General features: G+C 47.9%; 15 protein-coding genes, 1 tRNA gene and 1 pseudogene. 10 read left to right on the top strand and 7 right to left on the bottom strand.

Features of this window, described 5'->3' with window-relative positions; genetic code table 11:
- Positions 1-218 precede the first annotated feature (218 nt).
- From KDK19_RS23695 to KDK19_RS23680, 4 genes are all read left to right on the top strand, one after another.
- Positions 219-578, top strand: coding sequence for a winged helix-turn-helix domain-containing protein (locus tag KDK19_RS23695; protein ID WP_257276181.1), 360 nt, complete (start codon positions 219-221; stop codon positions 576-578).
- 15 nt (positions 579-593) lie between these two features.
- Complete coding sequence (locus KDK19_RS23690; protein WP_257293090.1) at positions 594-809, top strand: nucleotidyltransferase; 216 nt, start codon at positions 594-596, stop codon at positions 807-809.
- Between the two features lie 204 nt (positions 810-1,013).
- On the top strand, positions 1,014-1,175 hold the full coding sequence (locus KDK19_RS23685; protein ID WP_257293089.1) for a hypothetical protein: 162 nt from the start codon (positions 1,014-1,016) through the stop codon (positions 1,173-1,175).
- Between the two features lie 168 nt (positions 1,176-1,343).
- On the top strand, positions 1,344-1,577 hold the full coding sequence (locus KDK19_RS23680; protein WP_257279974.1) for a hypothetical protein: 234 nt from the start codon (positions 1,344-1,346) through the stop codon (positions 1,575-1,577).
- A 45-nt stretch (positions 1,578-1,622) separates the two neighbouring features.
- Here KDK19_RS23680 and KDK19_RS23675 read toward each other — a convergent pair whose 3' ends face one another.
- Together KDK19_RS23675 and KDK19_RS23670 are read right to left on the bottom strand one after the other, a co-directional pair.
- A complete protein-coding gene (locus KDK19_RS23675) occupies positions 1,623-4,607 on the bottom strand; it encodes an RING finger domain-containing protein (protein ID WP_257293088.1) in 2,985 nt (994 codons plus the stop codon).
- Positions 4,608-4,671: 64 nt separating this feature from the next.
- Positions 4,672-4,920, bottom strand: a complete 249-nt coding sequence (locus KDK19_RS23670) for a hypothetical protein (protein ID WP_257293091.1) — start codon at positions 4,918-4,920, stop codon at positions 4,672-4,674.
- Here KDK19_RS23670 and KDK19_RS23665 point away from each other — a divergent pair.
- From KDK19_RS23665 to KDK19_RS23655, 3 genes and pseudogenes are all read left to right on the top strand, one after another.
- Positions 4,825-5,019, top strand: a pseudogene (locus KDK19_RS23665) (conjugal transfer protein); the annotation flags it as partial. The gene KDK19_RS23670 and the pseudogene KDK19_RS23665 overlap by 96 nt on opposite strands.
- Positions 5,001-5,366 (top strand): hypothetical protein, encoded by a 366-nt coding sequence (locus tag KDK19_RS23660; protein WP_257279976.1) that lies wholly within the window; start codon positions 5,001-5,003, stop codon positions 5,364-5,366. The pseudogene KDK19_RS23665 and the gene KDK19_RS23660, both read left to right, overlap by 19 nt.
- A complete protein-coding gene (locus KDK19_RS23655) occupies positions 5,347-5,598 on the top strand; it encodes an AlpA family transcriptional regulator (RefSeq protein ID WP_257274324.1) in 252 nt (83 codons plus the stop codon). The genes KDK19_RS23660 and KDK19_RS23655 overlap by 20 nt, the downstream gene beginning before the upstream one ends.
- A gap of 69 nt (positions 5,599-5,667) precedes the next feature.
- Here the strand turns inward: KDK19_RS23655 and KDK19_RS23650 are convergent.
- The 3 genes from KDK19_RS23650 to KDK19_RS23640 all read right to left on the bottom strand — a co-directional run bounded on the left by KDK19_RS23650 (position 5,668) and on the right by KDK19_RS23640 (position 7,105).
- A tRNA-Arg gene (locus tag KDK19_RS23650) sits at positions 5,668-5,744 on the bottom strand.
- A gap of 128 nt (positions 5,745-5,872) precedes the next feature.
- On the bottom strand, positions 5,873-6,082 hold the full coding sequence (locus tag KDK19_RS23645) for a hypothetical protein (RefSeq protein ID WP_257279977.1): 210 nt from the start codon (positions 6,080-6,082) through the stop codon (positions 5,873-5,875).
- A gap of 117 nt (positions 6,083-6,199) precedes the next feature.
- Complete coding sequence (locus KDK19_RS23640) at positions 6,200-7,105, bottom strand: multidrug DMT transporter permease (RefSeq protein WP_257293087.1); 906 nt, start codon at positions 7,103-7,105, stop codon at positions 6,200-6,202.
- A 250-nt stretch (positions 7,106-7,355) separates the two neighbouring features.
- Between KDK19_RS23640 and KDK19_RS23635 the strand changes: the two genes are divergently transcribed.
- From KDK19_RS23635 to KDK19_RS23625, 3 genes are all read left to right on the top strand, one after another.
- Complete coding sequence (locus KDK19_RS23635; RefSeq protein WP_257279979.1) at positions 7,356-8,078, top strand: VacJ family lipoprotein; 723 nt, start codon at positions 7,356-7,358, stop codon at positions 8,076-8,078.
- A gap of 296 nt (positions 8,079-8,374) precedes the next feature.
- Complete coding sequence (locus KDK19_RS23630; RefSeq protein ID WP_257279980.1) at positions 8,375-9,547, top strand: SpoIIE family protein phosphatase; 1,173 nt, start codon at positions 8,375-8,377, stop codon at positions 9,545-9,547.
- Positions 9,548-10,066, top strand: coding sequence for an STAS domain-containing protein (locus KDK19_RS23625; RefSeq protein ID WP_257287768.1), 519 nt, complete (start codon positions 9,548-9,550; stop codon positions 10,064-10,066).
- Between the two features lie 63 nt (positions 10,067-10,129).
- Here KDK19_RS23625 and dusA read toward each other — a convergent pair whose 3' ends face one another.
- Together dusA and manA are read right to left on the bottom strand one after the other, a co-directional pair.
- The gene (gene dusA, locus KDK19_RS23620; RefSeq protein ID WP_257293086.1) at positions 10,130-11,143 is read right to left on the bottom strand and encodes a tRNA dihydrouridine(20/20a) synthase DusA; all 1,014 of its coding nucleotides are present in this window, start codon (positions 11,141-11,143) and stop codon (positions 10,130-10,132) included.
- Between the two features lie 117 nt (positions 11,144-11,260).
- Positions 11,261-12,433, bottom strand: a complete 1,173-nt coding sequence (manA, locus tag KDK19_RS23615) for a mannose-6-phosphate isomerase, class I (RefSeq protein ID WP_257279983.1) — start codon at positions 12,431-12,433, stop codon at positions 11,261-11,263.
- Positions 12,434-12,557: the final 124 nt, after the last annotated feature.

The following is a 12,557-nucleotide window of genomic DNA, read 5'->3' as shown; positions in this document are numbered from 1 at the left end:
CTCTGACGGGCAAAGGGTCAAGGCTGGATTTCGACCAGCACCGGGAGGACAGTCGCAAGCGGCTGGAAGTCCGATTTCATGAGGTTCGACCTGAACAACTCAACTTGTATCAAGAACAAAAAACCAGCTCTATCCGCCACTCAAAACCATAGATTGATTTATAAATATCATGAAATGGTATATATTTACCATATGTTGGTAAAATAATATATTACATCATGTTCATTTTGAAAGGCATTTTGCGAGCGGAAAGTCAGGAAAAAATCCTTATATATCTAATGCTTCGCAGCTCCGGTTATGGCAAGGCCATTGCCGAATTTTACGAAATCTCCTCAAACTCCGTGCAAAAACAGCTTGCCCGGCTTGAAGAAGATGGCGTTTTGGTGAGCCACCTGATTGGCAGGCTCAGAGAATATCAGCTTAACCCCCGATACCCTTTCCTGTCGCCATTGAAAGAACTGCTTAAGTCGGCCCTGTCGGCCTATCCGGACTCCATGATCCAGAACCTCACCATGACCAGAACCCGCCCCAGAGCAGCAGGCAAACCGACTATTGCTATCCAACCAAGGGATCATTAATTTCAGAATTAAATCATGACAAATTTTAGTAGCACGCCCATTGTTGAACTGGCAGCCATTGTCGCCAATCATCTTAAGCAGCATGGCATTCGGGTGGTTTTGGTGGGTGGTTTAGCCGTTGAAATTTACAGTGAAAACCTATACCTGACCAAAGATATTGATATGGTTAACACCAGCTACGACTCCTCAGAATCGCTGAAAACCGCAATGGCTGAATTAGGTTTTTTTTAAACAAGGCCGCGTGTTTGTCAATGATTCAACGCAGATCTGTGTTGAGTTTCCTTCTGCACCTCTCGCTATTGGAAACCAGATTATTCAAGAAACCACTGTCGCTCATTCAGAACAAGGCGACATACCCATTTTGCTTGCCTCCGATGTAATTAAAGATCGACTTCTGGCTTATTTTCACCCTCTCTGGTGCAGGCACTGGCCATTATGATTAACTATGAAATTATTCCGGATGAACTCAAAGTTTTCTGTGACGCAGAAGGTGAGCCGGATCAATATGAAGTTATTGTACAGCTTCATAAAACTGCCAAAAAGCAACAATTAAGCTCCATTTTGGAACTGGAATCTCTATTCCTGAAGCACCTGTAGCACAAGACCTCTCCCAATCCTAACAGGAAGAACCATTTACTGGCTGGGCTTTTATTTTGTGAAAGCCAGAACCTTGCCCAACCCCTATGTTCGGGTCTTTTACCCTTCCCGAAAATGACTATTCAAGACTATCTGCGACGATTGAAGCAATGGCATCAGCAGCTCTGTTTGGACAGACTGATGTTGCTGGTACTGGTGCTGACGAATGCACTACTGCTTTTCCAATGCCTGAGTCGCAAACCGGCTGTTGAGTTGAGCTTGCCGTTTATTGATGGACAGGTTGGAATTCAGTCTGGTGGAGCATCACGGGTCTATCACAGAACCCTGACACCGAGAAATTTATCACCGACAAACTGCCGCCGGTTCGTTGCCGCTACTTTTGGTGAATCTCATTATTCGTAGTGCATCAGAGAATAGCCAAGAGTTTCCGGGACGTTGCTTGATTTACTATTCCTTCCATAGTTCAGTAATTGACACGATGTTGCCGAACACACCAAATCCTCCCAAAAAACTTTGGGTCAGTACAAAGCGGCTATTGGCGCTGAAGCTGGCTGAGAAGATTGGATTGGGGTGGCGGATAGTGAATTGTACTTTCCGTGACCCATTACCCGTCAGGAGCCTGATGTTCACGATACCATCAAAACCAGAGGTCATCACAAAGCGGCCATCGGCACTGAAGGTGGCTGAAGAGACCTGATCAGTATGATGGATAGTGAGTCCTTCTTCCCATGATCCATCATTCTTGTGGTTATGGATTTTTGCCGTTCCATCATAACTGCCGGTTACTGCATGTTGGCTATCGGGACTGAAGGTGGCTAAGAAGACCCAATGATTGTGGTGAATAGTGATTTCTTCTTCCCATAAGACATCGGTCTTTTCGCCGTAGATTTTTGCCTGTTTGTCGAAACTGGCGGTCACCACATGGCGGCTATCGGGACTGAAGGTGGCTGTCTCAATGAAATCACTGTGGGAAATGACGGCTTTTACTAACCATGATCCGTCGGCCCGTTTGCCAATGATTTTAACCAGGTTATCCTTGCCGACAGTCAACACATGTCGGCTATCCGGGCTGAAGGCGGCTGATATGACCGAACTATCGGTGCTAATATGGCTAATGGTGAATTCTTCTTCCCATGATTCATCGTCTTTCCAGCCAATGATTTTTGCCGTACCATCGTCACTGGCGATCACCACATAGCAGTTATCGGGGCTAAAGATGGCTGAGTTGACATAGTCCTTATGGATAACGATGATTTTTACTTGCCATGACACATCGGCTGATTTGCCCGTGATTTTTACCACATTATCTTCGCCGACAGTCACCACATGGCTACCATCATCACTGAAGCTGGCTAAATCGATAGGACCATCATGGCTGATGGTCCCTTCTTCTTCCCATGATCCAACCTCCTTCTGAACATGGATGTTTGCTGTACCATCTTTGCTGGCGGTCAACACACGGCTATTATCGGCGCTGAAGGTGGCTGAATTAATGGGCCCACGGTGGCGGATAGTGATTTCTTCTTGCCATGAACCATCCTCCTTCCGAACATAGATTTTTGCTGTTCCATCGTCACTGACGGTCAATACATGACTACTATCGGCGCTGAAGCTGGCTAATTTGACCGGACCATCGTCGCGGATAGTGAACTCTTCCTTCCAGGGTCCATCGGACTGATAAACATAGATTTTCGCAGTGCCGTCGTCACTGGCGGTCACCATACGGCGGCTATTGGCGCTGAAGATGGCTGAGATATGACCGTGATGGTGGATCTCGGCTTTTGTCACCAGATGAACGAGGCGTCCCAAGATTTTTACAAACTGTGAATCATCAGATGCCTGGCTGTTATGTCGGCAAAATTGGATAAAATGGTACAAGGTTTCATAACCTGTTTCTGCTTTATTCCATTCATTAACTGCTCTTTCTGCAATAGCTAAAGAATGACAACCGTCGTATTTTCTCAATAGTTGGTTAAAGTCGTTAAGTTTTTTACTCAAGGCGTTTAATTCTGTACGACATGTAGGACAATTTATAATTGAAGCATCCTGCTGCCTTTTGTTTAACCACTGTTTTAAACAGTCTACGTGATAAAGGTGATTGCAGGGCGTTTTCACTATATTTGACGTGCGTTCAAACTGCTCCTTACATACCGCGCACTCTGCATCAATAATGTGTGCAGGTTCTTCTTTATCCACATGCAGTGCATTATCGTCGAAAGCATTGATAGCGATGTAATCATCTATGGTTTCAGAGGCACTCATCAGGTGGCTGTCGTCAGACAAAATCATCAGGTAGTTGTTGTCAGTGGCTGCTAGCAGCTGCTCGATAAATCGGTTGTGTGTTGTGTGCTCATAGGAAGAACGCGGCAGTGCCAATATCGCCTCAAGAGGAGTAATAGTATTACCCCTGATGTTTGTGCCTTTTGTTTCCAGAACCTGCAAACGCTGAGGCATGTTCAGCTTATCCAGCATTTCCCTGAATTTAAAAGCGGCGTTGGGATCGTCGCTTTCAATGATGGCTAAAAGCTGGTTGGCAAGTAGCTCAAGGTCCTGAGTCGAAGCATTATTTTTACTCTGCTCTCCATTGTCGTCTTTTCTGTTATTGCCATCGCCGCTGCTAACATTACCTTCTCCCGGTGATTTGCTCTCTCGATTTTCAGGTGCTTCTCTCTTCTCCTGTTGTTGATGATGCTGGTTAGTTGCGTCATTTGATCCTGCATTGGGTCTGCTGCCAGAGGGTTGACCATCCTCATTACCTGCCTGTCGGCCATCACCATGATGGGTTTTCAAGACAGTACGCTCAAGAAGCAGTTTGAAACAGCCAAGTTGCCACTGAAGGCTTTCGCTGGCCGGGCAAGTCCTGGCGACACGCTGGAGGAGAGTGTCCCAGAAATCAACATCGGGCAGCTGTTCACTATCCAGAAAGTTGAGCCAGTCAAGGGGTATAGCCGCTTCACTGGCAGAGCCATCGACATTAACGCGGGTGATTTGCAAACGTGCCGGGGAGGGCTGTTGCTCAAACGAAACAGAATTCTTGCCTATGGACATCAGCCAGTTGATGACGGGTTGCAGAATAGTCAGGTCAATTTCGAACAATCCCGATGGCCTGCCGCCTCCACCTCCCCAGGGAGGAGGAGGCAAATAAAAAAAACCTCCTCTGGCGACACCGGGAAAATCGGCATTGCCAGCGGGCTGGCCACCTGTCACTGTCAGTGTCAGTGTGCTATTGCGTGTTTTCCCATCGTTGATTTCAATCCGAAACTTGCGCCCATCGGGATGATGACGGTCAATAAGGGTTGAGGAATAGCATATCGGCACAACTATCATAGCCAGCAGGGAAAAAAAAATACCAATCACGCCCTTCTTGTTTGTAAGAAAATGCCAGAACAATCCGTGTTGAATGTTTGTTTTGGAAAAATAAAGGAACGCCATGGGTGAATCACATTATTGGTAGAGCATCAGAGAATAGCCAAGATTTTCCGGGATGCTACTGGAGTTACTCTTCTTTCCATAGTTCAATGATTTTCGCAATGTTTTCGGTACCTCTATCAAGTGACACTAAACCGGTGGTCACCACAAAGCGGCTATTGGGACTAAAAGTGGCTGAGCTGATGTCATCACTATGGGAAATGATGGCTTTATCCACAATCAGGGCATCAGCACCGACGCTAACCGCCCCATGGAATTCACCGGTAACCTCAGTGAACAACAATTGGAAGAAACCGGAGACTTGTTTCCACCACAACTGCTTGGTGAGCTGCCCAATCTGGAATACGTTGCACGATTGGGCGGCGGACGTTTATTGAAAGGCAGAATCCCGATTCTTTGCTCGCCAAAATCCTGAACAATCGATTCCATCTCTGTTATGACAACTTCTCAAAAACAAACCAGCTCATTCGCAATCTGGTGTTTCGGGCTTGGCCTGATACTGCTCTGGTTGGCATTTTCACCACATACCCTGCCCTGTTTCTTATGCAGCCCCCTGACAACATCGTACTCATACGACAAGGCTCCATATCCTTGACCGCACTGACGGAACGGATTGCTGATGTTGCCTATCAACAAGACTGGATCAATAAAAGCGAGTACCAGAAAACCAGAATCACCAATGAAGTCTGGAGTGGCAGTTTGCTACCTGAAAATATAAACCTGTTCAATAAAGGTAAACTCAATGAACCACCATACCGTTAAAGAACTCTCACCTGCCGTCTTGAATACAGCACAAGCAGCAAAGTACATCGGCCTGTCAAAATCTGAATTGGATAGAGCAAGGATTTCAGGAGAACTTTGCGGGGAAGCTCCCCCAAAATTTTTCAGGGTGGGCAAAAAATTAGTCCGGTATCGGGTAGAGGATCTGGATAGCTGGCTGAACAATCAAAAAAGCTATGAAAGTCTGGCTCAGCAATACTCTGACAATGTGTAATGCATCCGACCTATTGACGACCCATCGCAAGGATAAAAAAGGCTCAAAACCTGGAGCCTTTACTATATCTGGCGCTCCCTGGAGGATTCGAACCTCCGACCTGCCCCTTAGGAGGGGGCCGCGCTATCCAGCTGTGCCAAGGGAGCATAGAAAAGCCAGCACGTAGATCGTTGCGGCTGGCTCGCTTTGCATTCTAACGAATGGATGGTGTTTTTCCAACAATTAAAGTCGTTCTGCAAACTGACTGGAGATAAATCCCTGTCGTTGAAATCAGTCAGCTGCTTTTTTCATTCAGATGGGCCCGGTGTCTCAGGGCTGATTCAAGTGTACTCTCGAAAGCAAGCAGTTTATCTGCCACTCTGGCACTGTCTACTCTCAGCTCACCTGCAAGGTAAGCTTTTCTCAGAGCCAGTAACCGTGCCTCATTGTGACAACTGTGTGTACTGCTTTGAGTCTCGGTTTCATTCTTTCGGCTGTCGTCCATGATTCCTCCTGATTGCCAAGCTCCTGATAGTCTCACAAGATATTTTCAGCTTCCAGTGCCAATACGTGGCTTTTTTACTAATCAGGTTTCATGCCAGATTCATTTACTTATGCATCGTCAGATACTTACCAGAATCAAGCCGGAAACGATTAATCCAGTGCCCCACCATTTTTGTGACGAAGCTCTCTCTCCAAGCAGAAAAACCCCCATTAAAACGCCCACTGGAATGCTGGTCTGGCGCAGAGCCACAATCAGGCTGACATTATCAGCAAACGCCATGGCGGCGAGCACGATGCTGTAGGTGGAGAACATCGCCACACCTGTAAAAAACAGAGCACCACGATGGCATGCAAACAACTGTACTATTTCAATTCGCTGCTTCTGAAAGGGAAACGTGAAAAGCACCAGCCATAGGCAGGTTGCGACGGCCTGAAGAATCAGATAGAGCAGAGCACTTTTAAAGGCCACTCCTTCAACGGGCCACAGCGCTCTCATTAACATGAGAGCCTGACTGTCGACCACAGAATATCCCGTGATACCCAGGGCAGCCATCACTGCAAAGGCCGTTGCAGAGTTGAGGTAGTGAGACCACCTGATATCTCTCCAGTGCCAGAGTGGCAGGATGATACAGCCTGAAACAATGAGGCTGAAAGCCAGCCATTTTCCCGGTGAGAGCTCTGCCCCCCAACCTAATAAACCGATAACAGGCGGAACCAGAAGAACAGGAAGAGCGCGCGAGACCGGATACATCAGCGACATATCGCCAAAACGGTAAGATTGACCCAGTCCCAGGTAGTAGATGGCCTGAAACAGGCCACTCAGAATTAACAGGTACCAAATTTCCCGGGAGATTTCTCCCAACCAGTCGATATAAAAAAGCAACAGAGGCACAAAAGCCAGCATCCCGAGCATTACAGACAGGGTAAAGCTGGCTCCTGAAGGCCTTACCCTTTTTCCAAGACAATTCCAGCCGGCATGCATGAAAGATGAGACGAATACGAGAATAATTGCCAGGTTGTCCAAACGTATACTCCTTAGCTGGCATGGTCAGAAAATATCCTTTACGGACACCGTTAGATTGTCGCAGGCTTGTGGTTTTGGCAGATTCACAGGCAAGTGAGAGATTTTTATACATTTTTAAGTCTTTCGAATCAGTATAAAATGAATACCCTTATGATTTATTCCACTCAACGGTGCAATAATTCAAACTGTAACTCTCCACACACGATGATTTGGGCTAGTTTCTATCAACAAGGAAAGCGAGGACAGGAACGTGACACGCTCACTGGCTGCAAACCTGAAAAATACTCTAAAAAATATGGTTAAAGTAATACCCGCCTTGCTACTCGCCGGATTTGTTTCCAGTGCCGGTGCTGCTGTCGTTTCCTACGACGACCCCTGGGAGAAAGCGAACCGCGCTATCTTTTCGTTCAATGATACGCTGGACACTTATGCTCTGAAGCCTGTGGCTAAGGGTTACGATACAGTGACTCCCAAGCCTGTTCAGCAGCTGGTCACCAACTTCTTTTCAAACCTCGGCGAGATCCGCAATGCTGCCAACGCTTTATTACAATTTAAAGGCAGTGAGGCACTGAGTTCAGTTGGACGCTTTGGCATTAACTCAACGGTAGGTATGCTGGGACTGGTTGATGTCGCCACCCCACTGGGGATTGAGCAGAAATATGAAGACTTTGGCCTGACACTCGCCCACTGGGGTACACCATCAGGACCTTATGTAGTGTTGCCATTCTTTGGATCAAGAACACTGAGATCAGGTATCGGCTTATTGCCGGACTCAATGATGAACCTCCAGGGACAGATTCAGCCGGAGCGGGATCGTTGGACGGCCAGAGGAGTGGACTTAGTTAACACTCGTTCGTCCCTGCTCAGCTCTGAAGAACTGATTGTGGGTGATCGCTACACCTTTATCCGCGATGCTTATCTGCAACGTCGTGAATACCTGATTACAGGTCAGCTGCCAGAAGACGATTTCTGATGAGATAACACCCGCCCAAATACGCCTGAAACAGGGTGCTAACACACTGATTCAGGCGTATCCGGCCAACCCTGCCGCGATATAATCGGACGATTAGACCAGAACAAACGGTACCTCAGCTCAAGATAGATTTCTGCGCTTTACCTTACCTCAGCTTGCAGCAAAGCCGGGTTGAGAGTATGTTTCATCCATCACAAATTAATCACGGTTCAACGTCAGATGCACTCTGTTTTCCTTGACGCAGATTTTCTTGACACAGGTCTGAACAGATCTCTCCGGCAGGCAGGACTCTGGATATGACCAGCAGTACCATTCTGGTCATTGATGATGACACAATTGTCAGAGAAAGCATCGTAGCCTATCTCGAAGGTAGCGGATTCAGTATTCTTCAGGCAGAAAATGGTGAGCAGGGTCTGGCAATCTTCAAGGAGACTCCCCCGGACCTGATTCTCTGTGACCTGCGAATGCCCAAACTGGATGGACTGTCGGTGCTTCGTAGCGTCCGTGAGCTGTCTCCGGATATGCCCTTTATCGTGGTTTCCGGTGCCGGTGTCATGACCGACGTGGTACAAGCACTGCGTCTTGGCGCCAGTAACTATCTCGTCAAACCTATTGTCGATCTGGAAGTTCTGGAGTATGCCATTAACCGTGCTCTTGAAAATGCCCAACTGATACTTGAAAATCGCCGCTACCGTGAAAGCCTTGAAGAAGCTATTCACTCGCTGGAAAGCAACCTGCATCTGCTGCAGGAGGATCAGAAAGCAGGCCGTCAGGTTCAGATGAAAATGCTTCCCCAGGAGCCACTGATCTTTGAAAACTTCAAAGTAGACCACCAGATCATCCCTTCTCTCTACCTCAGTGGCGACTTTGTTGACTACTTCGCTCTGAACGAACACAGCTTTTCCTTTTATCTGGCTGATGTCTCCGGTCACGGAGCATCTTCAGCCTTTATCACGGTATTACTGAAGCATATGTCCATGAACTTGCTCAAGGAATATCAGTCCCATGGAGGCCGGGCCAGGGTCAAACCTTCCCATGTGCTGAACTTCCTCAATCGCAGCCTTCTGGAAACGGGTCTGGGCAAGCATGTTGCAGTCTTTGGCGGTGTCGTCGACACCCGTGATCAGAAGCTGACTTATGCCTTTGGCGGCCATTACCCTCTACCCATTCTTTCCACGCCGAAAGAGACCCGATGTATTGAAGGCCGGGGGTTACCGGTAGGCCTGTTCGAAGATGCGACTTTTGAAGATGTCACCATTGACTTGCCCGAGCAATTTACCTTAACTATCCTGTCCGACGGTATTCTGGAGGTACTGCCGCAGCAGACACTTCAGGAGAAGGAAGACTACTTGTTGTCTGTTATCAAAGAGGGAGCCGTCAACGTATCAGCGCTGACAGAAAAGCTGGGGCTAAAAACCATGAAAGCCGCTCCGGACGACATGGCCATGCTGATTCTGGCTCGAGAGTGAATGACTACTGGAAAAATACTGTTCGCAAAAAACGATGGTACCTATGTTCTGAAACTGGTGGGGGAAGTGCGCTTGACTCTGTGCTCATCTCTGGAACAGATGATCAATGAGCCTGATTTCACCTCGGTCATTATTGACCTGACCGACACAGACACTATCGACAGCACCTCACTGGGTCTACTGGCCAAACTGTCTATTCAGACCAAGAAAAACCTGGGGCTGGTACCGGTAATTATTTCAACCAAAGATGACATCACCCGGATTCTGCTGAGTATGGGGTTTGACAGGGTATTTGTGATTGTCAAGGAGCTGGAAGGCTATGAAAAGCTGAACCTGAACATGCACGATATTGCTTGCGATGGAAATCTGGAGCAACCCACCCAGGTCAGGCAAGTTCTGGATGCCCACAAGGTGCTGATGGGTCTGAGCGAAGAAAACCGGGAAGCTTTCAGTGAGCTGGTGAAACAGCTTGAGCAGATTCAAAACAGCGGTAAGAATAATACCAAGGGCAAGAGCTGAGAGCTTTCTCAAGAAAGAAAGTTTCAGCTCAACAGGCCCACCATCAGCCTTGTTGACGGTGACTCAAGCTGCATCCTGCGCCCGTTCCCTGAGACTTTCAACCTGCCTGACTGCTTCAAGCAGAACTTCTGATCCGGCGCCTTTTTTATGGGCATTTTCGCTGATATAACGACGGAACTTACGAGCCCCGGGCTCGCCCTGATATAGGCCCAACATATGACGGGTTATGTGGCTCAGGTATGTGCCTTTTGCCAGCTCGGACTCAATGTAGGGCAGCATTTTCTCAACCACCTGATGACGCTCAATCATTGGTTTACCGGTACCATAAAGACGATTATCGACTTCAGCCATCAGATAGGGATTATGGTAAGCCTCCCGGCCCAACATAACGCCGTCCACACGCGCCATGTGCTGCTCAATCTCAGCAAAGGATCCTATGCCGCCATTGATGATGATTTCCAGATCCGAAAAATCTTTTTTCAGTCGATAAACCACCTCAGGCTTAAGAGGAGGAATATCACGGTTTTCTTTGGGAGACAGGCCTTCAAGAATCGCAATACGTGCGTGAACAATAAATGTTTCACAACCGGCTTCAGCCACTTTACCCACAAAATCCACCAGTTCCTCGTAGGTATCACGACCGTTTATGCCAATCCTGTGTTTCACCGTCACTGGAATATTGACCGCCTGTTTCATGGCTTTGACAGCTTCTGCGACGGTTTGAGGTTCTGCCATGAGACAGGCACCTATCCGGCCACTCTGAACCCTGTCGCTGGGACACCCCACGTTCAGATTGATTTCATGGTAGCCACATTGTTCAGCATACTGCGCTGACTGGGAAAGATGTTTTGGGTCGTGACCACCCACTTGAAGAGCCAGTGGATACTCTTCAGGATTGTGTTTGAGAAAACGCTCTTTATCACCAAATACCAGAGCTCCGGTCGTCACCATTTCGGTATAGAGCAGCGAGCGCTCTGATAATAAACGGTGAAAATAACGGCAATGCCTGTCCGTCCAGTCCATCATGGGGGCAACGGAAAACTTACGGTCCAAGGGTTTGAGCTGAGTCACTGGCATAATATTTTTCAAAATTAGAGAACGAACAATGATATATCAGAAAACCCTGTTCGACATTAAGGGTCACTCATTCACGATCGTGAGATAGCAGAAGCAGCATAAGTAATTTGCCCTGTTTTAGGGAGTGGATGTCGCTCTGGCCAGACGGCCAACACCTTCCACTCGGTAGGATTCTGCCATAGCACTAATGAAACAGGCACTGCCAGGTGTCAGTTCAACAGATCTTTCTCCAGCTCTGATACACTGATGACCTTCCACACAAAAGAGAATCTCGGCGGCTTTTACCTGAAAAGGTTCACTAGCCTGCTCAGACTGAATGACACTAAAAAGAAAATCATCGACAGGAGAGACAAAACGGGTTTCACCATTTTCTTCCCGTTCAGGCTTCAGGTACACATCAGCAGGGGCAACGGTGACGAACTCAATGGTCTTGAGCAGCTCGGGTACATCAACATGCTTGCTGGTCAGCCCACCTCTGAGAACATTGTCGGAGCATGCCATGATTTCCAATGCCGTACCTTCGAGATAGGTATGGAGTGTCCCTGCTCTGAGGAACATGGCCTGGCCCGGAGTCAGTTCTACAACGTTAAGCAGTAATGGACTGAGAACAGCGATGTCACCCGGATAGAATTGATTCAGACGACAGACTTCCTGCCAGGCCGGATGATCCGAAGTCTCAGCAAACGACAGAGCAGCAGCAACCAAACAGTCCTTTTTTTCTTCCTTAAGGCCCATCAGGTGTTCATAAAAAGCCCTGAGTTTGCCTTCTCCAAGCCAGCACAATGCCTCTACCAGCGATTCCAGCCCAGCCATTTCGAACAAAAAACGCATTTCATCCAGTGACCGGAAACCATTCATGGCTCTGAAAGGTGTCAGGGCGTAGAGCAACTCTGGCTTGTGATTATCATCCCGGTAGTTTCGATGAAAGGCGTCCAGCGGCACGCCCAGATGATTTTCATGAACAAACCCTGCCAACGCCTGCTGTTTGTTAGGATGGGACTGTATAGACAGCGGCTTGGCAGCAGCCAGCACTTTGAAAAGAAAAGGCAGCCTGTGACCAAACTTTTCCAGAGATCCTCTACCCAGATGGGCGGCCTGGTCATCCACCAGCGCATTCAAGGGCACCGGATCATCAACCAGAGCCATAGAAGGTGCCTTCGGATGAGCCCCCATCCAGAGCTCAGCCATTGGCCGACCGGACTCGTTAGCCATACCGAAAAGTTCACACATAGCATTCTGACTGCCCCAGTCATAATGCTGCACAGGGTTTTCCAATCGAAAGATGGCCATAAACAATCCCTTTCAGAGAAATGCAATTCTTGAAGCCCGGCTATTAAACATTGGACGCCACATCAACGCCAGCACTAGCAGCCTGTCGGACTTAAGGCTGTCCTACTGCGGTTGCAATAAATTG

It is taken from the genome of Endozoicomonas sp. ONNA1 (genome assembly GCF_024606325.1).
Classification (GTDB): domain Bacteria; phylum Pseudomonadota; class Gammaproteobacteria; order Pseudomonadales; family Endozoicomonadaceae; genus Endozoicomonas_A.
This window is presented reverse-complemented; position numbering and strand designations above follow the sequence as displayed.

Bases quoted from the DNA above. Each gene is read 5' to 3' on its own strand.
- KDK19_RS23625 (WP_257287768.1), top strand. From the start codon at position 9,548: ATGACTACTGGAAAAATACTGTTCGCAAAAAACGATGGTACCTATGTT.
- KDK19_RS23675 (WP_257293088.1), bottom strand. From the start codon at position 4,607: ATGGCGTTCCTTTATTTTTCCAAAACAAACATTCAACACGGATTGTTC.
- KDK19_RS23655 (WP_257274324.1), top strand. From the start codon at position 5,347: ATGAACCACCATACCGTTAAAGAACTCTCACCTGCCGTCTTGAATACA.
- KDK19_RS23685 (WP_257293089.1), top strand. From the start codon at position 1,014: ATGATTAACTATGAAATTATTCCGGATGAACTCAAAGTTTTCTGTGAC.
- manA (WP_257279983.1), bottom strand. From the start codon at position 12,433: ATGGCCATCTTTCGATTGGAAAACCCTGTGCAGCATTATGACTGGGGC.
- KDK19_RS23645 (WP_257279977.1), bottom strand. From the start codon at position 6,082: ATGGACGACAGCCGAAAGAATGAAACCGAGACTCAAAGCAGTACACAC.
- KDK19_RS23695 (WP_257276181.1), top strand. From the start codon at position 219: ATGTTCATTTTGAAAGGCATTTTGCGAGCGGAAAGTCAGGAAAAAATC.
- dusA (WP_257293086.1), bottom strand. From the start codon at position 11,143: ATGCCAGTGACTCAGCTCAAACCCTTGGACCGTAAGTTTTCCGTTGCC.
- KDK19_RS23630 (WP_257279980.1), top strand. From the start codon at position 8,375: ATGACCAGCAGTACCATTCTGGTCATTGATGATGACACAATTGTCAGA.
- KDK19_RS23690 (WP_257293090.1), top strand. From the start codon at position 594: ATGACAAATTTTAGTAGCACGCCCATTGTTGAACTGGCAGCCATTGTC.